This is a genomic window from Micromonospora psammae (genome assembly GCF_036902725.1).
In the GTDB taxonomy this organism is placed as follows: Bacteria; Actinomycetota; Actinomycetes; order Mycobacteriales; family Micromonosporaceae; genus Micromonospora.
Genome location: NZ_JBAKHM010000002.1, coordinates 433,609 through 457,387, shown reverse-complemented (window position 1 = coordinate 457,387; position 23,779 = coordinate 433,609). Strand labels below are relative to the sequence as shown.

The window sequence follows — 23,779 nt, the reverse complement described above, 5'->3', positions numbered from 1 at the left end:
ACGGCACACACCGACCTGAGCACGCGGTGACCGAAAGTTGACAAGTAGTGCACCTGAAAAGGGCTTTCAAGCACCGGGCCGGGCGGGGTAGTGCGAAAGCGGACACACCGGTATGGTCGCGTACGCGACGGCGTCGACGGCAGGATCGATTCGCTGTCTACTTTGGGCTGCCCGTGATTGGATACCAGTAGTGCAAAATCAGCCAGACCGGGCGGGCGTGCAGCGCGACCCGGACAGCGGCGTTCGGACAGGGACCTCCGGTGGACGCCGTGGTCGGCAGCGATCCATCAAGCGGCGCATCATCAGGCTGGTGCTCATCCCCAGTGTGGTCGCCCTGGCGCTGTGGCTCGTGGCGTCCGGATACCTTGTCTTCCAGGGTTTCTACAACCGGGAAGTGGCCAACGGGGTCCGCAAGGTGTCGATCCCCGCGGTTCCCGCGCTGGCCTCGATCCAGCAGGAACGGCGGTTGAGTGTCGCCTACCTGGCCCAGACGTCGAAAGACCTGCAGGGCCTGCTCGAACAGCGACAGCAGACCGATCAGCGGCTGGCGGCGCTTCGCGCGGTCGCCGACTCGGCGCTGGCCAACGCCCCGCAGTCCATCACCACCCAATGGAAGACCCTGACGGACCAACTGGACCAGATCGCGAGCATTCGCAGCCGGGTCGACGCCCGGTCGGCCGATCAGCAGCGTGTCTACGACTTCTACAACGGGCTGCTGAACACCGCGACCGACCTCTTCGACACCCAGGCGCGGATCGTGCCCGATGCCACGGCGTCCCAGGGCGGCATCGTGGCCACCGAAACCTTCCAGGCCAGTGACCTCATGTCCCGGGCCGGGTCGACGATGGACGTCGCCTTCGGATCCCGGACACTGGCCCCGGAGGACCACCTGGAATTCGCCAGGCTGGTGTCCGCCTACCACTTCAGCCTGTCGCACGTGGCTACGCACCTGCGGCCCGACGCGCGCGCGCGTTACGACAAGCTCGTGGCGAGTGAGTCGTGGAAGAGGCTCGCCGTCGCGGAGGACGCGATCGTCTCCGCCGGCCAGTGGCGCAACAACAAGGTGCCCCGAAACCTGCCCATCGACAGTGCCACCTGGGAGACCCTCACCCGTGAGGTGTCCGACGAGTTGATCGGCCTGACCGTCGCGCAGGCGAACGAGGTTTCCGCCGAGGCGCTGCGTACCGGCAACAACCAGCTGCTGGCCGCGTCCCTGGGAAGTCTGATCGCGTTGGCCATCGCGATCGCCGCGATCGTGTGGGCGATGCGCCAGTCGCAGGTGCTGGTGGACCAGGCGCTGTCCGTGCGCCTGGCGCAACTGGGTCGCGACGCCGCGGCGGTCGTGGATCAGCGCCTGCCCGCCATCATGGAACGCCTACGCCGACGGGAGAGCGTCGACCTCGCCGTCGAGCTTCCCAGCCAGGACTACGGAAGCGACGAGATCGGCGAGGTCGCGGACGTCATCAACAGGTCCATGCAGGCCGCGGCCGCCGCGGCGGTCGACGAGGCGAAGACCCGGGCGGCCGGCATGGCGATGCTGATGGGCGTCGCGCGCCGTCCTCAGCGTCCCCTGCAGCGTGGCCTGAAGGTCATCGAGGACCTGCAGAACCGGGTCGGTGACGAGAAGCTGTTGACGGACCTGTTCGACATCAACCACCAGCTCGCGCAGACCCGACGCTTCCTGGAGAACCTGGTCATCCTGGCGGGCGGGCAGATCGGTCGGCGGTTCCAGAAGCCGGTGCCGTTGCGGCGGGTGTTGTTGGCGGCATTCGCCGAGGCGCAGCAGTACCAGCGGATCACCCTGCGCAGCGCGCCCGACATGGCGGTGGCGGGGCACGCGGTCGCCGGAACGATCCACCTGCTGGCCGAACTGCTGGACAACGCGCTGGCGTTCTCTCCGCCGACGACCACCGTGTGGGTCACCTGCAACCAGGTCAAGCGCGGGGTCGCGGTGGAGATCGAAGACGCCGGCATGGGGATGCGACCCGATGCTCTGGAGCGCGCGAACGAGCTGCTGGCGACCGCGCCCACGCCGGATGTGACGGCGCTCAAGGACGGGGCACAGGTCGGCCTGCACGTCGTGGCGGAGCTGGCCAAGCGCGACGGCGTCCAGGTGAGCCTCCGTACCTCGGCGTACGGCGGACTGTTGGCGATCGTGCTGCTGCCCGACCGCGTCATGGACGCCGGGCCGGTGGTGGACAGCACCGATGCCGGCGTACGCCGTCCCGCGGCGGAAGCGGCGCGCACCGTGCCGAATGGCGCTGGTGGCAGCCCCCGGGTTCAGGCTCCGGCACCCGCTGCCGTCGGCGCCGGCCCGGCCGAGGCGCGCCCGGCACTACCTACCCCACGCGACGGCGAGAGCCGACAGAGGACGGGCGGTGTGATGAGCGGTCACCAGGCGAACCGCAGTGTCGGCATTCCTCGCCAGTCAGGATCCTCGGCGGCCACTGTGGTCGACGCCGGCTCGCCCGGCCCGCAGGCCGCTGCCCGCCCGGCCCTGCCGCAGCGGGATCCGCAACAGCACATCGTGCCGCAGTTGCGGGATGACGGCGAGGCGCGCACCGCGTCCCCCGGGCTGGCGGGTCGCACCCGGTCTCCCGAGGAGGCTCGGGACCGGCTCGCGGCGTACCAGCAGGCCTGGGCCGCGGGTCGGGAAACGAAAACCAGAAACGATCAAGGTGGAAAAGCGTGACCAACTCGACTGGGCGAAACGATCTGACCTGGATGTTGGACGGCCTCGTAGAGGTGCCCGACGTCCTCTACGCAGTCGTCCTGTCCACAGATGGGCTGATCGTTCAGAAATCGACGTCGCTGCCGCAGGACGCGGCGGAGCTGCTGGCCGCCGGCGCGTCCTCCCTGCACAGCGTCGCGGCCGGAATGGGCAGGCGCTTCGACAGCGGGGTCGTGCAGCAGGTCATCATCGAGTATCTCGGTCAGACCCTGTTCGTCTCCGCCGCCGGGCAGAACGCGCGCTTGGCCGTCCTCTGCGAGCAGGGCGTCGACATGGGCACGGTCGCCTACGAGATGAGCCGCCTGGTCACCCGGATCGGTGAGTATCTCGGCTCCGAGGCGCGAGCGGCCGGCCTGGCCTCGGACGACCGGTACGAGGCGCGCACGACATGACCTACGACGTGTGGGACGGTGACGACGAGGTCGAGGCCGGCAAGCTCGTGCCTCTGTACATCTTGGTCAACGGGCGCACGAGTCCGCGCAACACGAACCTGGACCTGGCCACGCAGCTGATCGCCCTCCCGGTCGACACGGCGCGCCTGGAGCCGGAGTACCGGGAGATCGTCAGCCGATGCGACAAGTGGATCTCCATCGCTGAGGTGGGCGCCTACCTGCATCGGCCGCTCACCATCACCAAGATCATGGTCGACGTGCTCCTTGACCAGGGCTTCCTGGCGGTCGGATCGCCGGCGCAGGAAAAGATCACGGATCGCCGGTTGCTGGAAGCGGTTCTCGCAGGTCTCCAGGGACTCTAGACAAGAGGGACAGATACACGTGGATCGCAGGTCGGTAAAGATCGTTGTCGCGGGCGGCTTCGGCACCGGCAAGACCACCCTGGTCGGGTCGGTCAGCGAGATTGCTCCGTTGACGACCGAGGAGATCCTGACCCAGGAGAGCGTCGGCGTGGACGACGTGACGGGCGTGGAGGACAAGACGCGCACGACGGTCGCTCTGGACTTCGGACGCATCACCATCAGCCCGGACGTCGTGCTGTACCTCTTCGGCACGCCGGGGCAGGACCGGTTCTGGTTCATCTGGGACGAGCTCGCCCAGGGTGCCATCGGCGCGATCGTGCTGGTGGACACCAGGAGGCTGGACAGCAGCTTCGCCGCCATCGACTACTTCGAGCGACGGGACATCCCCTTCGTGGCGGCCGTCAACCGCTTCTTCGGCGAGTGCCTGTACAACGAAGAGGAGATCCGTGCGGCCTTGAAGCTGGATCCGGCCGTTCCGCTGCTGTGGTGCGACGCCAGGGACAGGTCGTCCAGCACGGCGGCGTTGATCGCGCTGGTGCGGCACGCCATGTCACGCCTGCCGGTCGGCACCTGAGCGGCCGGGTCGCCGGAAACGCACCTGGCCTCGACGCGCGAGGCGTCGAGGCCAGGGGTGCGTGGGTAGGGGTCCCGTCAACCCGTCCGCCGGATCAGGGCTTGGGGCCGACCCGCGTGGTCGGTCCGGTCGCCGCGGCGAGCGGTTCGAGTCGTACCTTGAAGTGACGCAGCAGAGGCGGCGACGAGACGATCCGGTACCCGGAGACCCGCTCGGGATCCTTGGCGATGTCGGCGAGGACCGCGGCCACGTACTCCAGGTGGGTGTCGGTGTAGACCCGGCGCGGAATGGCCAACCGGACCAGTTCGAAGGGAGCGGGGGTCACCAGCCGGTGCTGGTCGTCGAGGCCGCCGAGGTAGAGCGACCCGAGCTCGGCGCAGCGGATGCCGCCGTCGAGGTACAGCTGGCACCCCAGGGAGTGACCCGGGAACTGGTCCGCGGACAGGTGCGGCAGCAGTCTGCCGGCGTTGAGGTACAACGCGTGGATGCCGGCCGGCTGGACCGTTTCCACCCCCGCCTCGTTGACGAGCTGGGCGAACCGGGCGGTTGATGCCGCACGGGCCCCCAGGTAGGCCGGGTCGACCACCTCCCGTACCCCCTGCGCCAGCCGTTCGAGGTCGTGGCCGGCCAGTCCCCCGTAGGTGGAGAAACCTTCGGTGGCGATGAGGTTCGCCTCGCAGCGGGCGTGCAGGTCCCCGTCGCGCAGCCCGATGAATCCCCCGATCGCCGACAGGCCGTCCTTCTTCAGGCTCACGACGCATCCGTCCGCGAGCTGGAACGCGCGGTTGGCGATCTGCCGCGGCGTCCAGTCCCGGTAGGCGGCCTCCCGCTGACCGACCAGCCACGCGTTCTCGGCGAACCGGGCCGCGTCCAGGAAGTACGGCACCCGGTGGCGCCGGCACAGCTCTCCGACGGCCTCGAGGTTGGCCATGGACACCGGCTGCGCGCCGAGACCGTTGTTGGTGATGGTCATCAGGACCAGCCCGACCCGGTGCCCGTCCGGCCCGGTCAGGAGGCTCTCCAGCGCGGCCAGGTCGATGTTGCCCTTGAACGGTTCGGAGCTGTCGAGATCGGCCGCTTCCGGGCACGGCAGGTCCCGCGGCTCCGCCCCCACCAGCTTGACGTTCGCGTGGGTGGTGTCGAAATGGGTGTTGCTGACGCAGATCTGGCCCGGCTTGAGCAGGCTGGTGAACAGGATCCGCTCGCCGGCGCGGCCCTGGTGCACCGGCAGGATGTGCGGATACCCGGTGAGGTCGCCAACCTCGTCGAGGAACCGGAACCATGACCGCGCCCCGGCGTAGGACTCGTCACCGAGCGCCGCGGCGGCCTCCTGCTGGGCCGAGGTCGCGCCCGTGCCCGAATCGGACAGCAGGTCGATGGTGATCTGGTCCGCGCGCAGGTTGAACGGGTTGTAGCCAGCCTGCTCAAGGGCCAGCCGGCGCTCCTCGGCACCGAGGATGGGAATCGGTTCCACCACCTTGATCCGGTACGGCGGTAACGTCCTGCGCGGATCCACGGGCACACTCACTCCTTGGGAACGGTCAGAGGCGTCCGGCCGCGGAGCGGCCGGACAGGTCACGAGAGGCCGGCACCTGCCGTCGACGCGGCGGTTGGACCCGATACGCCTCGGAGGACAGGTAGACGGTCACACCTGGCCGCGGTGGGCCGAGCCGCAGCGAGACGTGTGCGATCAGCCCGACACCGTCGCGGAGCGATCGCCGCGTGACGGCGCTGATCGCCCGGTCGAACTGCGCGCCGTCGAAACCGTAGCGTGCCAGCAACCCGAGCACCCGGGCACGGGCCTCCTCGTCGTCCCGGACGTAGCTACGGATCGGCACGTAGACGCTGTACCCGACCGGCTTCTTCACACCCTCGGTGAAGGTGTAGCTGCCCACGAGGGGCCGGCCGCTGAACGGGCCCCTGCCCCCACCGGCCGCCTCGCAGAACTCGGCGAGCTCCGCCCCGTCGATGCCGTCGACCGCGCTCGCCGCCCGGACCACGTCCCGTACCCCGGCGTCGTGGTGCGTCAGATAGACCTTGACGCGCGCCTGCGGCGTGTCGTGCAGGTCCAACGCGAAGAACGTCAGCCGATCCTTGCGCCCCAGTTTCCCCGGGCGAACACCGTGGTCCAGCAAGGTCTGGTACGACTCGCCGAGCCCGAGCCGGCGCAGCGCCTCGGCCACCAGCTCAGGCGCCCGCTGGATACCGTGGAGCTCGGGATTGAGGTAGACCTTGAGTTCAGGCCTCCGACCGCTGCGAAACACCTGCGAGAACCAGAGCGCGAACTCTCCCTGGGGGTCGTCGGTGGCGAACAGGTCCCGCACCGGGTCCAACCGGGCGGTCGACAGTTGGAGGCGGTGGGCCTGCGCGTCGATGAAGTCGTACGCGGCCGACAGGTTCGCCAGCGCCCCCGGGGGTGACCCCAGCGCCTCACCCAGAACCCTCAACGTGGGTGGCTCTCCCTCGTTGAAGGCGATGGAGAACTCCACCGGGGTGTGATCGTCCGCGACGTTCGACGGCCACGCCGGCGGGCCGTCCAACGATCGCGAGCCAGCGGATCCGAGAAGATTCGCGAGCATCTCCGAAGGTATGCCCGAATCAGTTCCGACGACCTCGCACAAGCGAGTCAGTTGACCGTTCAGGTGCTCGAGAAGGGACTCGCCGCCCATTCGCTCTCCCATCTCACATTCATCGGTAAGGTCGTTCCGCGTGAACGGCACGGCGACATTCCGCCGCATCGAAGATGCGTTACCGTCTGTTGCCGAAAAGCCATCCGTACCGCCGCTCGACCCTTTCGCTGGATGCCCGCTCCGGTAGTTCCGCCGCAGCTCTGCCAGCGGGACAGTCGGTGCGGGCAACGACCATGAGTCCACATAGTGATCACCAAGCCGAGCCCTGTCGAGTGAGACAATTGTCACAAGCGAATCGACGGTTTCGCTGAGTAACCACTCAGGACTGAAATCGTCCCGGTGGTGGCGCGGAACAGCACTTCCTCATTGCGTGAGGCGACCAGGGAGCCTGGGCACTGGCGTCACGGTGAGTACTTAGGACAGACCGCTCTACCTGGCGACCGACGGGGCAGGTGAGTGTCTCCCCGGCGGACGTCAGCTCCGTCGCCTGACCTGAACGCGGCTGGCGATCGTCGCACCATCCCGGTCGACGGCGAGGATCCTCCCCACCGACCGTCACATTTTTCCTGGGCCGGTCCACGACCGCGCTCATCCTGTGGTTGCGCACCCGGCTGCGGCAGCCGATCCAGGGCTGGTTCGGCCAGCGGGACCAGTTCCGGATGGGCCCCGACCACGATCCGGCGCCGCAGCTGGACCGGTTCCAGGTGGGCACCCCGCCGATCCTGTCCATGGCGGCGCTGGACCCGGCGCTGGACGTCCTCGCCGAGGCGGGCATCGCGCGGGTACGGGACAAGAGCCGGCGCCTCGGCGACGCGATCGTCACGCTGGCCGACGCCGGGCTCACGCCGTACGGCTTCACCGTCGCCTCGCCCCGGGACGCGCGGCGCCGCGGCGGGCACGTCTCGCTGCACCACCCGGGGCGCTGCGGCTCTCCCGCGCGCTGGCCACCGAGGGTCGGGTGGTCGGCGACCACCGCGTGCCGGACCGGCTGCGGCTCGGCCCGGCCGCGCTCTACACCCGCTTCGTGGACGTGTGGGACGCGATGGACCGGCTCCGCGACATCGCCGCGCGCCGGTCCTACGAGCGGATGTCGGGCGACGCCTCCCGGGTCACCTGAGGGCTCCGCCGCGCGGCGGAGCCCGGGTCGGGTCAGGAGTTCAACCACCGGTGGATGCAGTGCAGCAGGTCGTCAGCGTCCACCGGCTTGGTGACGTAGTCGCTGGCCCCGGAGGAGATGCTCTTCTCCCGGTCGCCGTGCATCGCCTTGGCGGTGACCGCGATGATCGGCAGGTCGGCGTAGCGGGGCATGGCGCGGATCGCGGCGGTGGCCGCGTATCCGTCCATCTCCGGCATCATCACGTCCATCAGCACCAGGTCGATGTCGTCGTGGCGCATCAGCGTCTCGACGCCCTTGCGGCCGTTCTCGGCGTAGACGACGTCGAGGCCGTGCAGTTCGAGGATGTTGGTGAGGGCGAAGACGTTGCGGGCGTCGTCGTCGACCACGAGGACCTTGCGACCGGTCAGCGCCATGGTGACGGGATCCCCGAGCGGCGCGACGTCGGCGGTCGACGGCGTGAAGGGCACGACCTGCTCCGGGACCTCCGCCGACAGGTGCAGCGCGATGCGCTCACGCAGGTCGTCGAGGCTGCGCAGGACCTCCAGCGGCCGGTCGCCGCCCAGCGCCTGCAACAGCGTCTCCTGCCCGGGGCTCAGCGGCTGGCCGTGGTAGGCCAGCACCGGGATCCCGCGCAGCTCCTCGTCGTCGTGCAGCGACCTGAGCAGCTCGTGGCCGCTGTCGTCGAGCATCTCCAGGTGCAGGACGAGCAGGTGGTGGCGGCGCGACGTGAGGGCCTCCACGGCCGACGCGACGTCCACCGCGGTCGCCACCTCCACCGACGGCTCGGTCAACCCCAGCGTGACGCCCTGCGCCAGCAGGGTGAGCAGACCCATCTCGTGGTGCTCCACCACCAGCAACCGCCGCTGCCCCGTACGCCAGGACGGGCGCGGCGCCGACGCGACGGCGAGCGGGCCGGTGAGGGCGAGCAGCGCGCTCGCCTCCCCGGCGACCGGCGTCCCACCGGCGCCGCCGGTGGCGGGCAGGTAGAGGGTGAAGGTGCTGCCCTGGCCCAGGACGCTCTGCGCGGTGATCCGGCCACCGAGCAGGTGGGCGATCTCGCGGCTGATGGACAGGCCCAGGCCGGTGCCGCCGTAGCGGCGGCTCGTGGTGCCGTCGGCCTGCTGGAAGGCGTCGAAGATCGCGGTGAGGTGCTGCTCGGCGATGCCGATGCCGGTGTCGACGACCCGGAAGGCGATCACCTCGTCGTGCGCGGCGAAGGTGTCCGGCAGCTCATCGGCCCGGGCGCGCTCGATGCGCAGCTGCACCCGACCCGCCTCGGTGAACTTCACCGCGTTGGAGACCAGGTTGCGCAGCACCTGCCGCAGCCGCTGCTCGTCGGTGTGCAGCTCCGTCGGCACGTCCGGACCGGTGACGATGTCCAGTGCCAGCCCGCGCGGCGTGGTCAACGGGCGGAACGTGGCGTCGACGTAGTCGCGCAGGGCGGACAGCTCGAACGTCTCCGGGTTGATGTCCATCTTGCCGGCCTCGACCTTGGACAGGTCCAGGATGTCGTTGATCAGCTGCAACAGGTCGGTGCCCGCCGAGTGGATGACCGTGGCGTACTCGACCTGCTTCGCGGAGAGGTTCCGCGCCGGGTTCTGCGCGAGCATCTGGGCGAGGATGAGCAGCGAGTTCAGCGGGGTGCGCAGCTCGTGGCTCATGTTGGCCAGGAACTCCGACTTGTACTTCGACGCCAGCGCGAGCTGCTGCGCCCGCGCCTCCAGCTCCTGGCGGGCCTGCTCGATCTCGGAGTTCTTCGTCTCGATGTCGTGATTCTGCCGGGCCAGCAGCGCCGCCTTGTCCTCCAGCTCGGCGTTGGAGCGCTGCAACTCCTCCGACCGGGCCTGCAACTCCTCGGAGCGGGCCTGCAGCTCCCCGGCGAGGCGCTGGGACTCGGTGAGCAGCACGTCGGTACGGGCGTTGGCGACGATCGTGTTGACGTTGACGCCGATGGTCTCGGTCAGCTGGTCGAGGAAGTCCCGCTGGATCTCGGTGAAGCGGCTCATGCTGGCCAGCTCGATGACGCCGAGGACCTGGTCCTCGAAGAGGATCGGCAGCACCACCAGGTGCAGCGGCACGGCGGCGCCGAGGCTGGAGGAGACGGTGACGTAGTCGGCCGGCACCGCGTCCACCACGATCGGCCGCTTGCTCACCGCCGCCTGTCCCACCAGCGAGTCGCCGAGGGCGTAGCGGCGGCGCGCGGCGTCGTGGCCGTACCCGCCGACGACCCGCAGGGCCGCCCCGTCGGCCGTGTCGTCGACCAGCAGGAAGGTGCCCAGCTGCGCCGAGACCAGCGGGGCCAGCTCGTTCATCACCAGGCCGGCGACCACCTCGAGGTCGCGGTGGCCCTGCATGAGCCCGGAGATCCGGGCCAGGTTGGTCTTGAGCCAGTCCTGTTCCTGGTTGGTGCGGGTGGTCTCGCGCAGCGACTCCACCATCGAGTTGATGTTGTCCTTGAGCTCGCCGACCTCGCCCGGGGCGTCCACGGTGATGGACCGGGTCAGGTCGCCGGTGGCGACGGCGCTGGTCACCTCGGCGATCGCGCGGACCTGCCGGGTCAGGTTGCCGGCCAGCTCGTTGACGTTCTCGGTCAGCCGCTTCCACGTACCGGAGACGCCCTCGACCTCGGCCTGACCGCCGAGGCGGCCCTCGCTGCCCACCTCACGCGCCACCCGGGTGACCTCGGCGGCGAAGCTGGACAGCTGGTCCACCATCGTGTTGATGGTGGTCTTGAGCTCCAGGATCTCCCCGCGGGCGTCCACGTCGATCTTCTTGGTCAGGTCGCCCTGGGCGACCGCGGTGGTGACCTGCGCGATGTTGCGGACCTGGCCGGTGAGGTTGTTCGCCATCGAGTTGACGTTGTCGGTCAGGTCCTTCCAGGTGCCGGCCACGTTGGGCACCCGCGCCTGACCGCCCAGGCGGCCCTCGGTGCCGACCTCCCGGGCCACCCGGGTCACCTCGTCGGCGAAGGCCCCGAGCGTGCCGACCATCGTGTTGATGGTCTGGGCGAGCACCGCAACCTCGCCCTTCGCCTCCACGGTGATCTGCCGGCTCAGGTCGCCCTGGGCCACGGCGGTGGCGACCAGGGCGATCGAGCGCACCTGGTTGGTCAGGTTGTTGGCCATCTCGTTGACGTTGTCGGTCAGGTCCTTCCAGGTGCCACCGACGTTGAGCACCCGCGCCTGCCCACCGAGGCGGCCCTCGGTGCCGACCTCCCGGGCCACCCGGGTCACCTCGTCGGCGAACGCGGAGAGCTGGTCGACCATCGTGTTGATGGTCTCCTTGAGCGCCAGAATCTCCCCCCGGGCGTCGACCCGGATCTTCTGGGTCAGGTCGCCCTTGGCGACGGCGGTGGTCACCTCGGCGATGCTGCGCACCTGGGCAGTGAGGTTGTCGGCCATGACGTTGACCGACTCGGTGAGGTCCTTCCAGGTGCCGGAGACGCCCTTGACGTCGGCCTGACCGCCGAGCCGACCCTCGGTGCCCACCTCCCGGGCGACCCGGGTCACCTCGTCGGCGAAGGAGGAGAGCTGGTCCACCATCGTGTTGATGGTGCTCTTCAGCTCCAGGATCTCCCCGTGCGCGGTGACGGTGATCTTCTGCGACAGGTCACCCCGGGCCACCGCGGTGGCCACCTGCGCGATGCTGCGGACCTGGTCGGTGAGGTTGCCGGCCATCGAGTTCACCGAGTCGGTCAGGTCGCGCCAGGTGCCGGCGACCCCGGTGACCTGGGCCTGCCCGCCGAGTCGCCCGTCGGTGCCCACCTCCCGCGCGACCCGGGTCACCTCGGCGGCGAAGCTGGACAGCTGGTCCACCATCGTGTTGATGGTGCTCTTGAGCTCCAGGATCTCGCCGCGCGCGTCCACAGTGATCTTCTGCGACAGGTCGCCCTGGGCGACCGCGGTGGTGACCTGCGCGATGTTGCGGACCTGGCTGGTCAGATTGCCGGCCATGAAGTTCACCGAGTCGGTCAGGTCCCGCCAGGTGCCCGCCACGCCCGGCACCTCGGCCTGACCACCGAGGCGGCCCTCGCTGCCCACCTCACGCGCCACCCGGGTCACCTCGTCGGCGAAGCTGGACAACTGGTCCACCATCGTGTTGATGGTCACCTTCAGCTCCAGGATCTCGCCCCGGACGTCCACGGTGATCTTCTGCGACAGGTCGCCCCGGGCCACCGCGGTGGCCACCTCCGCGATGTCGCGGACCTGGTCGGTGAGGTTGCCCGCCATCGCGTTGACCGAGTCGGTGAGGTCCTTCCAGGTGCCCGACACGCCGGGCACCTCGGCCTGACCGCCCAGCTGCCCCTCGGTGCCGACCTCCCGGGCGACCCGGGTCACCTCTGAGGTGAACAGCGACAGCTGGTCGACCATGCCGTTGAAGACGGTGGCGATCTCCCCCAGCAGGCCGTCGGCGTCCTCCGGCAGCCGGGTGCCGAAGTCACCGTCGCGAACGGCGGTCAGACCCGCCAGCAACTGCCGCAACCCCGGGTCGGCCATCGGTGAGCCGGTACCGCTCGCCCCGGACCGTCGGGTCGCCGTGTTCTCGAGCACCAGAACCACCTATGCGCAGCCACCGGAGGGCCTACCCGCCGGTACAACATCAACCGCGCAAGTATGCACACCGGTCGGTGGAACCGCAGCATCGGCGGCGACCGGCCGGCCTCTCGCCGGTGGACCGGCAGGGACCGGCCTGAGCTGGCGATACGGCGACACCCGCCGCCGGAGTCCGGGGCGGGTGTCGGAGCGTGAGGCGGGGCCCCGCGGGACGGTCAGCGGGCGTCGACCAGCTGGCCCCGCAGCTTGGTCAGCGCCCGGGCGAGCAGCCGGGAGACGTGCATCTGGGAGACGCCGACCTGGGCGGCGATCTCGCTCTGGGTGAGGTTGCCGTAGAAGCGGAGCGTCAGGATCTTCTGTTCCCGCTCGTCCAGGGTGGCCAGCGCCGGACCGAGGGCGACGCGCAGCTCCGCCAGCTCGAACTCGCTGTCCTCCCCGCCGAGGGTGTCGGCCAGCTCCTTGGCGCCCTCGCCGTCACCGATGGGGGTGGAGAGCGACACCGCGTTGTAGGCCCGCGCGCCCTCGAGACCTTCGAGAACCTCTTCCTCGGTGACGCCCAGGTACTCCGCGACGTCGGCCACCGTGGGGGCCCGGTTCAGCGTCTGGGTGAGGGTGCCGTTCGCCTCGGAGATGCGCAGCCGCAGCTCCTGGAGCCGCCGGGGGACCCGGATGTTCCAGGTGCGGTCGCGGAAGTGGCGCTTGATCTCACCGAGGATCGTCGGGATGGCGAAGCCGGCGAAGTCGACACCACGGGCGGCGTCGAAGCGGTCCACCGCCTTGATCAGGCCGAGGGCCGCCGTCTGGGCGAGATCGCCGTTCGGCTCACCACGCCCGCTGTAGCGGGCGGCGAGGTGGTGGGCCAGCGGCAGCCACGCCTCGATCACCTCGTTGCGCAGCGCGGGCCGGTCGGGGTGGTGCGCCGGCATGGCGGCCAGGGCGTTCATCAGCTCGCTGGCCCGGGACTCGGTGCTGGGCGCCGGGGCGGCAGTAACCGCCACGTCGACGGCCGGCGAGGTGGTCGTACGGGTGGTGCTGGTCGTGGGGATCATGCTGCCCTTCCTGTGCCGCGTCGCGGAACGGCCCCCGGAGGCGCCACCCGCAGATGAGCCCACCCTAGACCAACAGTTGTCGCGCATCAACCGAAAGGACGATGGACGAAAGGGATTAATAGCATGATCAACCCCATCGGCGAGTCTTCGACGGCGGGAACGCCCGCTCCCCCACCGTGACACCGGCGGGCGGCCGGCGCGGTCCCGCCGCACCGTCCGCGTCGGCCGTACGGGTCGCCGCCGGGCGGACGCCCGCGCGCCCGACGGCGTCGGATCTGTCGCGGTGCCCCCGGGCGCCACGGCGGCGGGGCCGGTAAAGTGGTGATCCGCATCCGACCCCTCCGTGGAGTCGTGGGCGAGCGTCAAGCAGCGGCGCTGGTATCCGGTCCCCCCGCAGCCGCACCCGGCACAGACGGGGCACGGGCCGTCCCGTCATGCGCTTGCCCGGCCCCGCCGGAACGATCGCGCCGGTTCGCAAGGACGTCAGCCGCCATGCCGCAGTCACCACTCGACCTCACCGAGGCCGCCCTCCAACTGGGCACGATCCGCCACGGCGACACACCCCTCGACGCCGTGCTGTCCCGGATCGCCGAGATCGCCCGGGACAGCATCCCCGGCGCCGAGGAGGTCTCGGTGACCCTGGTCCACGGCGCCGAGGCGCACACCGCCGCGTACACCGGCGAGCTGGCGCTGCGTCTGGACGAGTGGCAGTACGAGCAGGGCCGCGGGCCGTGCCTGGACGCGGCCACCACGGGCACCGTGATGGTCGTGCCCGACATGGCCGAGGAGAGCCGCTGGCCGGAGTGGGCCGCCCGGGCCCACGCCGCCGGGGCGGGCAGCTCCATGTCGATCGGGCTGCCGATCCAGGAGGCCGTGGTCGGCGCGTTGAACGTCTACGGCGCCCGGGCGCGCGCCTTCGACGAGATGGCCGAGGCGGCGCAGACCTTCGCCGATCACGCCGCGGTCGCCCTGGCCAACGCGCACCTCTACGACGGCGTCGCCACCATGGCCCAGCAGATGCAGGCGGCCATGCGCAGCCGGGCGGTCATCGAGCAGGCGAAGGGGATCATCATGGGTCAACGGCGGTGCACCGCCGACGAGGCGTTCGCCATCCTGGCCAAGGTGTCGCAGAACTCCAACCGCAAGGTCCGGGAGGTCGCCGAGTCGCTGGTCCGGCAGGTCACCGTCGGCGCCGCCGCGCCGCGCCAGGCGACGCCCACCCCCGCCCAGTCAGCACCCAGCCCCGACCAGTCGGCAGCCACGCCCGGCTGACGGCACGGGTCAGCGGGATTCCCCGGTGGCGCGCGTGACCAGCGCGGCGGCCACGTCGCGCAGCTTGTGGCCGGTGTCCTGGGAGATCTTCGCCAGCAGCGAGAAGGCCTCCTCCGGGCCGCACCGGCGCTCGCCCATGACGATGCCCTTGGCCTGCTCGATGACCGCGCGGGTCTCCATCGCCGCCCGCATCTGCTCCGCCAGGGTGGCGGTGTCGGAGTACAGGTGGGCGTTGGACAGCGCCGCGGCGGCGTACGCGGCGAAGGTCTTCGCCAGGCCGATCGAATCCCCGTCGAAGGAGCGCGGCGCCCTGCCGTACACGTTCAGGGTGCCGACCACGGCCTCCTGGATCGGCAGGCCGATCGACAGGGAGCTGCCGACCCCCGCCTCGGCCGCCCGCGAGCCCCAGTCCGGCCAGCGGTCCTCCCCCGCCGTGTCGGGCACGCTGAGCGCGTCGCCGCTGACAGAGGCGTCCAGGCAGGGGCCCCGGCCCTGCTCGTACTGCCATTCGTCCAGGCGCAACGCCAGCTCGCCAGTGACGGCCACGCTCTGCGCGGTCCCGTCCCGCAGCAGCGTCACGGAGACCTCGGCCGCTGCCGGGATGCTCCGCCGGGCCAGGTCGGCGACGGTGTTCAGCACGTCGTCGACGCCGGCGGTGTCGAGCCGGATGCGGCCGAGCGCGGCCAGCGCGTCCTGCGGGTGCAGCGGAGCCTGTGCCATGGAAGGCCCTTCAAGACGGGGCGGACAGGAAGGAGGCACGCCCGGGCCGGTCACCCGGGGCGGCACGGCACCTCGCACCCTACCGCCCGCCCCCGGCAGTGCCGGTCGGTGCCGCTGGACCACGCGTGAACCCGCATCGTCCGACCCGTGCACGAGCGGCTCCGGCAGGGGTAACGTCAGGGCCGGGTCAAGACACGCGCCCACGGCCGGCACCGCACGACGGTGCCAGGAGTCCCGGTGATCCCGCGAGGGGGCGTGATGTCGGGCACAGCGTCGCACGACCCTACGACGATCGCGCCCGCGATGACCCTGCGCTGGAGCCACGAGGGCCGCGCCACGGTCGTCGGGGTCCGCGGCGAGATCGACATGGGCAGCGCGCCGCTCCTGGTCGACGTGGCCCGGCGCCTCGGTGACGAGGGCGCGCCGCTGGTGGTGCTGGACCTGTCCCGGGTCGACTTCGTGGACCTGCACGGGCTGACCGCCCTCACCGAGGCACGGGCGCTGGTCCGCCGGGGTGGCGGCCGCCTGGTTCTGCGGCAGCTACCGCCCTGCCTGACCCGCCTGCTCCAGCTCACCGGCTGCACCCTGCCCGCCGCGGAACCGACGGCGGGGGCCGGGCCGGTCCGCGCGGCCGACTGAGGCGGCGCAGCCGGGACCGGCGTGCCGCGCACCCGTGCCCGATGGGCTCGCCATCGCACACGGGGCGGTGTCACGCCGTCCGTTAGCTGAGTCGGCGTACACCGCACGCATGATCTCTTCCACTCACGGGAGGTGCCGGTCGGCGAGGACCTTGTGCCGGAACTTCGTCACGAAGACCAGATCAGCATGCAGAACGAAAACGCAGTGCCTGCCGGTCCGGATGCCCTCAGCCTCAGCCATAGACCGATGGTAATTTGTCCGGTGTGCAGCTTCGGTACAACTACCGCGTCTATCCGACGCCCAGTGAGCAGGATGCGCTGGCTCGGGCGTTCGGGTGTGCGCGGGTGGTGTTCAACGATGGGCTGCGCGCACGTGAGCAGGCCCACGAGGCGGGCGAGGCCTACCTGTCTGACGGTGAGTTGTCGAAGCGGGTCATCACGCAGGCGAAAGCTACGCCGGAGCGGGTGTGGCTTGGCGAGGTGTCGGCGGTTGTTCTCCAGCAGGCCCTCGCGGACCTGAACATCGCCTACCGGAACTTCCTCGCCTCACTGGCTGGCCAGCGCAAGGGTCGCAAGGTTGCCCCACCCCGGTTCCGGTCCCGCAAGGACAACCGGCAGGCCATTCGGTTCACGAAGAACTCCCGGTTCAAGGTGCTGGACAACGGACGGTTGCGGCTGCCGAAGGTCGGCGACCTGAACATGCGTTGGTCGCGCAGTCTTCCGGCGGATCCGTCGTCGGTGACGGTGATCAAAGACGCGGCGGGCCGGTACTTCGCCTCGTTCGTCGTGCAGGCCGCCGACGAGCCCTTGTCGCCGGTCGAGTCCGAGGTGGGTATCGACCTGGGGCTGACCCACTTCGCGGTCCTGTCCAACGGTACGAAGATCGCGGCACCGAAGTTCCTGCGCCGGGCGGCCCGCAAACTGCGCCGGTTGCAGCAGGACCTGTCCCGCAAGCAGCAGGGCAGCAACAACCGCAAGAAGGCGGTCGTGAAGGTCGCCAAGGCGCATGCGCGGGTGGCCGACAGCCGGCGGGACTGGCAGCACAAGCTCTCGACTCAAATCATCCGCGACAACCAAGCGGTGTACGTCGAGGACCTGTGCGTCGTCGGTCTGGGCCGGACCCGGCTGGCGAAGTCCGTGCACGACGCCGGCTGGGCGTCGTTCACCGCAATGTTGGAGTACAAGGCCGCCCGGCACGGGCGCACCTTCGCCAGGATCGACCGGTTCGCGCCCACGTCCCGGACCTGCTCGACATGTGGCCGGCTCGACGGACCCAAACCGCTGAACGTCCGGTCATGGACCTGCCCCTGCGGCGTGGTGCACGACCGGGACGTCAACGCGGCGATCAACGTGCTCGCCCAGGGACGCTGGGAGAGCCTAAACGCCTGTGGAGCGCAGGTAAGACCGGCACCCGTGCCGGCACCGCGCCGAGAAGCAGGAATCCACCCGGACGCCGCGCGGTCCACGCGCAACGTGGAGGCAATCTCCGCCCCTTAAGGCGGAGAGGACGTCAACTGGTGTACTTCGTGCCCCCTCAGCGTGCCGCACCTGCTGGCGTGGTGCCTGGATCCGATCCGCGCCGACGGGCTGACCAACCCGGCGGCCTGGCAGGGAGCGGCGGCGCTGGCGATCGCCGTCGTACCCTCGCTGCTCGCGCTGGTCGGCGCGGCCCGCAGCGGGGTGCGGGTGGTGGCCACCGCGGCGCGGCGCCGGGCCCGCCCGGCAGGGGCTCAGCTCAGGTAGGCCGCCGGCACCGCCTCGGTCAGCCAGACGCCGTTGGCGCTGCGGTGGAAGACGTGCCCGTCGCGGGCCATCCCCGCCGCGTCGACGGTCAACACCACCACCGCGCCGCCGCGGCGGGCGCCGACGCGCCGGGCCGTCTCCACGTCCACCGACAGGTGTACGTGGTGCCGGCCGCCCCGCTGCAGCCCGGTGGCCCGGATCGAGTCGAGCGCCGCGGCGGCGGTGCCGTGGTAGAGCCGCTCCGGCGGGGGCGTCGGGGCCAGCCCGAGGTCCACCGGTACGGAGTGGCCCTGGTTGGCCCGGATCCGCTCCACCCCGTCGGGTCGGCGCTCGACGGCGAAGCGTTGCTTGTCGTTGCCGGCGACGACCGCGTCGAGGTCGGCCCGCCCGATCCGCAGGGCGGCGAGCAGCTCGTCGACGGCGACCCAGCCGGCCCGGTCCAGGGTCAGACCGAACCGGCCGGGCTGGTGCCGCAGCGCCAGGGACATCCGCTTGCTCAGCCGCGTCAGCGCCCGATGGTCCATCGGATCATTGTCGACCACGGTTGTGCGTGGCGGCGACGGGATTGTCGCCGCGCCCGGAGGCACCGGGCCCGGCGGCCGGGTCGAGGCGCCGCCCTTCCGCCACGGCACCCGGCGTCATCCCGGTCGGGTGAAACGGGTCGCCGCCGGGCCGTCGAGCCGGCCAGGCGGGAGCCGGCGCCCGCAGATCACCAGCAGCAGATCCTGGGCGAGACCCCGCACGGGTACGCCCTCGCCGTGGCTCCAGTCCAGGTCGGTCGCCCGGAGCTGGACGCCGGTCAGGTCCGTACCGAAGAACGCGACGTTCCGGGGCGACATGCCGGCCAGCACCGTGGCGACCCGTTCCGGCGGGACGCGGCGGTCCAGCCCGAGACCGACGGTGATGTCGAGGCCGTGGATGACGTCGTGCGACAGCGCCCCGTGGACACCTCCACCCGGCGGCGTCCACCGGTGGCCGATGTTCTCCCGCACCGCCGCGAGCAACTGCCCGGCCGACAGTGCGGCGGCGTCGCGGCGGGCGGTGCGGTCGGCCATCCGGTGGACGTTCCCCCGCGCCCTGGCCAGTTCCACCAGCGTCCGCCCGAGCGAGGTCCGGAACGGCATCGTGGTGTGGGCGATCACCTCCCGCACCCGCCACCCGTCACAGAGCGTCGGCGCGTCCCACCGCTCCGGTGCCAACGCCGCCAGCAGCTCGGCCTGTTCCGTCCGTTCCGCCGCCACCGCGGCGCGGAGCTCGTCGTCGGTCATCCGGGGTTCCTTCCGTCCGGTCCGCGACCCCGTCCACGGGGTCCTTGGAGGGGATACGGACCGGAGGCGGAAAACTCATCGCTGGGCCGGCGTATGGTCGGCGGGTGCGGGAGAGACCGGCCGGCCACGACGTCCCGGTGGAGATGCTGCGCACCGAGCTGACCGGCTTCTGCTACCGGATGCTCGGCTCCGGCTTCGAGGCCGAGGACGCCGTGCAGGAGACGTTCACCCGGGCCTGGCGCGCGTCGGACCGTCACGACCCGGCGCGCGGGTCGCTGCGGACCTGGGTCTACCGCATCGCGACGAACGTCTGCCTGGACATGCTGCGCAGCCCGCAACGCCGGGCGCGGGCGATGGACCTCGGCCCCGCCGCGGAGAGCGGTGCGGCCATCGGCGCGCCGGCGCCGGAACACGTCTGGGTCCAGCCGATCCCCGACGACCGGGTGCTGGCCGGGTACGGCGACCCGGCGGAGGTGGCGCTGCGACGCGAGACGATCCGACTGGCGTTCGTCGCCGCTCTGCAACACCTGCCGCCCCGGCAACGGGCCGTGCTGATCCTGCGCGACGTCCTCTGTTGGCGGGCCGACGAGGTGGCGTGTCTGCTGGAGGTCAGCGTCGCGTCGGTGAACAGCGCGTTGCAGCGGGCCCGGTCCACCCTGCGGGCGGTCGGCCCGACGCCCGGGGAGGCGTTCCCGCCCACCGAGGCGGCCCAGCGCGAGCTGCTGACCCGCTACTGCTCCGCCTTCGAGCGCCATGACGTGCCGTCCCTGGTGGCCCTGCTCCACGCGGACGCCACCATGTCGATGCCGCCGTTCCGCTGGTGGCTGCGGGGCCGTGAGCGGATCGCGCAGGCCCTGTCCGATCCGGCGGCCTCGTGCGCGGGGTCGCGGCTGGTGCCCACCGCGGCGAACGGGTCACCGGCGTTCTGGCAGATCCGGCCGGGTCCCGACGGCATCCACCGACCGTTCGGGCTGGTCATCCTGGAGCTGTCCGGCCGGCAGGTACGCGGGATCACCACCTACCTCGACGCGGACCGGCTGCTGCCGCTGTTCGGCTCGCCGACCCACTCCACCGACCCGGCGCCGGCGGTGTGACGCTCCGGCGGCGATGCCGCCCACGGCACCATGATCGTGGCGCGCATGGAGAACTCCTGGCACACGCTCGCCGCGGACCTCGACAGCCACCTGCGGCTTGATGCGCCGGCTCAGCTGGCTGGGAGAGCCGGGCTGTCACGTGCGGTAGCGGATGATGAAGTTGACGTACGCGTTGTCGGGACGCGTCTCCGCGTCCCCGCCGGAGGTGATGAAGTGCTGGTGTGAGCCGGCAGAGCCGGTGTTCCCGCCGCCGTCGTTCCAGATGGCCCGGCGTGATCCGGCCACGGGGGTGGACGACTTGTCCTGGGGCACGCCGTAGACCTCGTGGCTGTGCCCGCCGTCGCTGTCCAGGGTGAACGCCTGCCTAGGCCGGCCGGTGGCGTGTTTCTGCGTGGAGCCGCAGCGGTCGCCGGCGGCACCGCCGGGTGCCGGCTCGCTCCGTTTGGCCGCGTCGGGGTCGCGTCCCGCGCCGTCGTCGACGCCGCGCAGCAGGTAGCCGCGGTAGTCGGGCAGGTTGAACGTGGTCGTGCCGTCCCCACCGCCGTGCAGGGTGCCGATCACCGCGAAGAGATCGGGGTAGTCGGCGCGGCCGATCAGCCGCCCGTCGCAGTACATCCAACCCTGCTCCTCCAGCCCGTACTGGTCGAGTGGGTTGCCGGCGCCGTAGGCCAGCACCGTCCCGATGACGAAGTGGCCTGTCGGCACGACGGGCAGGTCCTGCTCGCTCATCTGGTGCTCCTCAAGAACGGGTGCCGTAGAAGATCAGGTAGTTCTGGTAGAGGTTCACCGGACAGCTGTCCTGGTCGCCGCCGCTGAGCCCGTGGCTGTGCCAACCGTTGTTGCTGGTGTTGCGGCTGCCGTCGTTCCAGTCGGCGTAGTGCGACCCGGCGGCCCAGGGGTGGGAGTTGTCGTCCGGCAGGTTCGGCACCCAGTGGTGGTGGTCCTCGCTGTGGTTGCTGGCGAAGGAGCCGCTGGCTGGTAGGCCGGTGGCCCTGGGCTGGACCGAGCCGACGCGGTCGCCGCTGAGCCCTCCGGGGTTCGCCGGGGTGCGGGTGCCGGCGTCGGGGTCGCGGCCGGTGCCGTCGTCGACGCCGCGTTGGAACCGGCCCCGGTAGTCGGGCAGGTTGAAGGTGCTGGTGCCGTCCCCGCTGCCGTGGATGTCGCCGAGGACGCTGTAGAGGCAGGCGTAAGTGGTTCGGGACACGGCGCTGCCGTCGCACAGCAGCCACCCCGGTGGGGCGGGATCGTTGCCGGAGACGACGGCGCCGTAGCCGACGACGGTGCCGACGAGCACACCGGCGACGCCGACCACCCCGGCCGGTGCTGTCTGTGAAGTGGTTGTCATGGTCACCTCATCCGTCGAACTTGATGACGAAGTAGACGTACTTGTTGATGGGGCGGGTCTCGGCGTCGCCGCCGCCGTTGACGGAGTGGGTGTGCGCGCCGGTGTCCCAGATCCACCGGCTGTCCTGCCAGATCCCGTAGTGGCTGCCGGCTACCGCTGCTCCCGTCTTGTCGGTCGGCATGTGCTCGACGGGGTGCGTGTGGTCGCCGCCGCCGTCGACCGCGAACGTGGTGCCCGGCAGGGCGGTGTACCAGTCCTGGGCGGAACCGGGATTGTTGCCGGCGAGCCCGCCGCGCCCGGAAGGGGCGCGGGTGTTGGCGTAGGGATCCCGGCCGGCGCCGAGGTCGACGCCCCGGGCGAAACGCCCGCGCAGGTCCGGGAGGCGGAATCTGCCGTTGCCCGCGCCGTAATTGCCGCCGATCACGGCGTGCAGAGCGGGATAGTCCGCCTCATCCAGTTCGGCGCCGTCGCAGTAGAGCCAGCCCTGCGGCCGCAGCCACGAGACGTCGAGCCGGCCGGCGAAGGCGGTGATGGTGCCGATGGGCACCGGTGACGGGTCAGCTGGCATCCAGGAGTCCTCTTCTCACACTTGGTTCGGCATCCGCTCGCCGATGGTCGTGGCCCACAGCTGCAGCAGCGTGGGAGAACGCACCCACAGCGGCGGGTGCAGGCCCGCCTCCCGGAGCACGCCGTTGGCGTAGGTGGTGCAGTTGTTGGTGAAGACCGAGAAACGACCCGCCACATTCGCGCTTTCCTGCGCGAACGCCTCGGCGGCCTGCGCGTTCTGTCCGGGCAGGTGGATGCGGCGTACGTAGAGGCGGGGGATGTCGTTTTTGCTCATGGGCTCGTAGCGCCCCTCTCGGACGTTGATCGTGGTGCGCTGCCCGCCGCGGAACGTCGACTTGAGGGTGCCGAGGTCGGCGTTCAGGTCGCTGATCCTGGTGGTGGCCGCGCCCGGTGTGCGGGTGCCGATCTGCGCGTGCCAGACGCTGCCCTGGTCGTAGTTCATGACGTAGGCGGCACCTGCTTCGCCGGCGGCCTGTGCCCGACGCCCGGCGCTCAGCGTTCTCCTCGTGAGCAGCATGTTGCCGCGGCCCAGGACACCGCCGATGGCTCCGCCGACGGCGCCGCCGAGCGCTCCCAGCGCGGTCGACAGGCCGGCGCCGGCGGCGAAATCCTGGCCCTGGATGTGGTTGGAGACGCCGTTGCTGATGAATCCGTCGAGGGCGCCGAGTCCGGTGCCGATGAATGTCTCGATGCCGAGCGACGCCGCCACGCTGGTGGTGACCGCCGCCGACACGAATCCCAGCCCGGCGGCCGCCAGGCCGAACGCCGCTCCCAGGCCCACCGAGATGCCCCACTCCTTCCAGGTGGCCTGCGCTCCTTCGGCGTTGGCGTGGCCCAGTCCGTAGGCGGCGCTGGCGATCCCGCCGCCGATGAGAAGGCCACCGAGCAGGGTGCCGCCCACCATGAGCGGCCAGGCGAGGCCGGCGGTTCCGATGGTGAGCGCGAATCCGGCCAGGGTGACGGCGACGCCTCCGAGGACCGCGCCGAATGCCGGCCAGGACCAGGCGAACCCGCCGCTGGGGTCGTACCCGTTGACGGGATCCCCGCCGGCGTACAGGTAGGGGCTCGGATACTGCCCGGCCGGGTCCACGCTCAGAAACCGCCCGGTGTCCGGGTCGTAGAGGCGCTGCGGGAAGAGGTAGAGGCCGGTGCCCGGGTCGCGCTCGGCGCCGGTGAACAGGTACGGGTAGATGGCGCTCGCGCCGCAGTCCAGTGGGGTGCCGAGGAATCCGCCGGTGGGCAGGTAGGTGAACGCGCCGATGAGGCCGGTCGTGTCGTAGACGCCTCGGGTGGAGCCGAGCCGGCCGCGCATGACGTACGCGGTGCCCTGCGGTGACCAGACGGCGATGGTGCCGCCGGGTCCCGGGATCAGGTAGCCGGCCCGGCGGGTCCCGTCCGGGTCGACGTGGTGCAGCGCCAGCGGAGCCGCGTCAGGGCCCGGGACGCAGAGCCGTTGCCGGTCGGGGGTGGTGCGCAGGAGCAGGGTGCCGTCGGCGTCGCGGGTCAGGCGAAGCGCTCCGGCGGCCCCGGTCAGGCTGGTGGGGAGCGCGGAGGCCGGGTCGTAGCGCAGGTCCTGCACGTGCAGTGGTGGCGCGTCGGTGACGTTGCCGTCCCGGTCGTAGCCGAACGGGTCGGTCTCCACGTCGTCGTCCTGGATGTCGCACAGCCGGTTGGTGCCGGCGCGGTAGCGCAGGCGCTGGGACACGCCGGCGGCGGTGCGGGTG

At 71.0% G+C, this 23,779-nt stretch carries 20 protein-coding genes and 1 pseudogene; 10 read left to right on the top strand and 11 right to left on the bottom strand.

All coding sequences use genetic code 11. The features are described 5' to 3' along the window. Positions 1–310: 310 nt before the first annotated feature. From V6U79_RS05475 to V6U79_RS05460, 4 genes are read left to right on the top strand one after another with little or no spacing between them, the layout of a single operon-like run. Complete coding sequence (locus tag V6U79_RS05475; RefSeq protein WP_334613722.1) at positions 311–2,692, top strand: sensor histidine kinase; 2,382 nt, start codon at positions 311–313, stop codon at positions 2,690–2,692. Continuing rightward, positions 2,689–3,123: a roadblock/LC7 domain-containing protein gene (locus tag V6U79_RS05470; RefSeq protein WP_334613720.1), complete on the top strand. Its 435-nt coding sequence runs from the start codon at positions 2,689–2,691 to the stop codon at positions 3,121–3,123. Before V6U79_RS05475 ends, V6U79_RS05470 begins: the two co-directional genes overlap by 4 nt. Further along, on the top strand, positions 3,120–3,485 hold the full coding sequence (locus V6U79_RS05465; RefSeq protein WP_334521642.1) for a DUF742 domain-containing protein: 366 nt from the start codon (positions 3,120–3,122) through the stop codon (positions 3,483–3,485). Before V6U79_RS05470 ends, V6U79_RS05465 begins: the two co-directional genes overlap by 4 nt. Before the next feature lie 13 nt (positions 3,486–3,498). Beyond that, positions 3,499–4,059: a GTP-binding protein gene (locus V6U79_RS05460; protein WP_334613848.1), complete on the top strand. Its 561-nt coding sequence runs from the start codon at positions 3,499–3,501 to the stop codon at positions 4,057–4,059. 94 nt (positions 4,060–4,153) lie between these two features. Here the strand turns inward: V6U79_RS05460 and V6U79_RS05455 are convergent, their stop codons facing one another. Next, positions 4,154–5,581: a tryptophanase gene (locus tag V6U79_RS05455; RefSeq protein ID WP_334613718.1), complete on the bottom strand. Its 1,428-nt coding sequence runs from the start codon at positions 5,579–5,581 to the stop codon at positions 4,154–4,156. Positions 5,582–5,600: 19 nt separating this feature from the next. Beyond that, positions 5,601–6,728, bottom strand: coding sequence for a tryptophan dimethylallyltransferase family protein (locus tag V6U79_RS05450; RefSeq protein ID WP_334613717.1), 1,128 nt, complete (start codon positions 6,726–6,728; stop codon positions 5,601–5,603). Positions 6,729–7,348: 620 nt separating this feature from the next. On the opposite strand from V6U79_RS05450, the pseudogene V6U79_RS29760 reads away from it, so the two are divergent. Next, positions 7,349–7,806: pseudogene (locus tag V6U79_RS29760) on the top strand (kynureninase/PvdN C-terminal domain-containing protein). Positions 7,807–7,838: 32 nt separating this feature from the next. Here the strand turns inward: V6U79_RS29760 and V6U79_RS05440 are convergent. After that, a complete protein-coding gene (locus tag V6U79_RS05440; protein ID WP_334613847.1) occupies positions 7,839–12,302 on the bottom strand; it encodes a HAMP domain-containing hybrid sensor histidine kinase/response regulator in 4,464 nt (1,487 codons plus the stop codon). 272 nt (positions 12,303–12,574) lie between these two features. Continuing rightward, a complete protein-coding gene (locus V6U79_RS05435; protein WP_442933277.1) occupies positions 12,575–13,408 on the bottom strand; it encodes a SigB/SigF/SigG family RNA polymerase sigma factor in 834 nt (277 codons plus the stop codon). A 492-nt stretch (positions 13,409–13,900) separates the two neighbouring features. Here V6U79_RS05435 and V6U79_RS05430 point away from each other — a divergent pair, with 492 nt between their 5' ends. Further along, positions 13,901–14,680, top strand: coding sequence for a GAF and ANTAR domain-containing protein (locus V6U79_RS05430; protein ID WP_334613715.1), 780 nt, complete (start codon positions 13,901–13,903; stop codon positions 14,678–14,680). A 9-nt stretch (positions 14,681–14,689) separates the two neighbouring features. Here V6U79_RS05430 and V6U79_RS05425 read toward each other — a convergent pair whose 3' ends face one another. Continuing rightward, positions 14,690–15,400 carry a GAF and ANTAR domain-containing protein gene (locus V6U79_RS05425; RefSeq protein ID WP_334613712.1) on the bottom strand — a complete coding sequence of 237 codons (711 nt, stop codon included), beginning with the start codon at positions 15,398–15,400 and terminating at the stop codon, positions 14,690–14,692. Positions 15,401–15,658: 258 nt separating this feature from the next. Between V6U79_RS05425 and V6U79_RS05420 the strand changes: the two genes are divergently transcribed. From V6U79_RS05420 to V6U79_RS05410, 3 genes are all read left to right on the top strand, one after another. Next, positions 15,659–16,039 carry an STAS domain-containing protein gene (locus tag V6U79_RS05420; RefSeq protein WP_334613710.1) on the top strand — a complete coding sequence of 127 codons (381 nt, stop codon included), beginning with the start codon at positions 15,659–15,661 and terminating at the stop codon, positions 16,037–16,039. Positions 16,040–16,302: 263 nt separating this feature from the next. Then, positions 16,303–17,535: an RNA-guided endonuclease InsQ/TnpB family protein gene (locus V6U79_RS05415; protein ID WP_334613708.1), complete on the top strand. Its 1,233-nt coding sequence runs from the start codon at positions 16,303–16,305 to the stop codon at positions 17,533–17,535. 42 nt (positions 17,536–17,577) lie between these two features. Further along, entirely contained in the window at positions 17,578–17,781 is a 204-nt protein-coding gene (locus V6U79_RS05410; RefSeq protein ID WP_334613706.1) for a hypothetical protein, read from the top strand. On the opposite strand, the gene V6U79_RS05405 is transcribed toward V6U79_RS05410, so the two are convergent. Next, a complete protein-coding gene (locus V6U79_RS05405) occupies positions 17,769–18,305 on the bottom strand; it encodes an RNA 2'-phosphotransferase (protein ID WP_334613704.1) in 537 nt (178 codons plus the stop codon). The genes V6U79_RS05410 and V6U79_RS05405 overlap by 13 nt on opposite strands. Before the next feature lie 114 nt (positions 18,306–18,419). Further along, on the bottom strand, positions 18,420–19,049 hold the full coding sequence (locus V6U79_RS05400) for a maleylpyruvate isomerase family mycothiol-dependent enzyme (protein WP_334613702.1): 630 nt from the start codon (positions 19,047–19,049) through the stop codon (positions 18,420–18,422). 104 nt (positions 19,050–19,153) lie between these two features. Between V6U79_RS05400 and V6U79_RS05395 the strand changes: the two genes are divergently transcribed. Continuing rightward, on the top strand, positions 19,154–20,143 hold the full coding sequence (locus tag V6U79_RS05395) for a sigma-70 family RNA polymerase sigma factor (RefSeq protein ID WP_334613700.1): 990 nt from the start codon (positions 19,154–19,156) through the stop codon (positions 20,141–20,143). 135 nt (positions 20,144–20,278) lie between these two features. Here V6U79_RS05395 and V6U79_RS05390 read toward each other — a convergent pair whose 3' ends face one another. From V6U79_RS05390 to V6U79_RS05375, 4 genes are read right to left on the bottom strand one after another with little or no spacing between them, the layout of a single operon-like run. Further along, complete coding sequence (locus V6U79_RS05390) at positions 20,279–20,872, bottom strand: tail fiber protein (protein ID WP_334613698.1); 594 nt, start codon at positions 20,870–20,872, stop codon at positions 20,279–20,281. A 10-nt stretch (positions 20,873–20,882) separates the two neighbouring features. Continuing rightward, the gene (locus V6U79_RS05385) at positions 20,883–21,488 is read right to left on the bottom strand and encodes a phage tail protein (RefSeq protein WP_334613696.1); all 606 of its coding nucleotides are present in this window, start codon (positions 21,486–21,488) and stop codon (positions 20,883–20,885) included. A 7-nt stretch (positions 21,489–21,495) separates the two neighbouring features. Continuing rightward, complete coding sequence (locus tag V6U79_RS05380) at positions 21,496–22,056, bottom strand: phage tail protein (RefSeq protein WP_334613694.1); 561 nt, start codon at positions 22,054–22,056, stop codon at positions 21,496–21,498. Positions 22,057–22,071: 15 nt separating this feature from the next. Further along, positions 22,072–23,367: an RHS repeat-associated core domain-containing protein gene (locus V6U79_RS05375; protein WP_334613846.1), complete on the bottom strand. Its 1,296-nt coding sequence runs from the start codon at positions 23,365–23,367 to the stop codon at positions 22,072–22,074. Positions 23,368–23,779 lie beyond the last annotated feature (412 nt).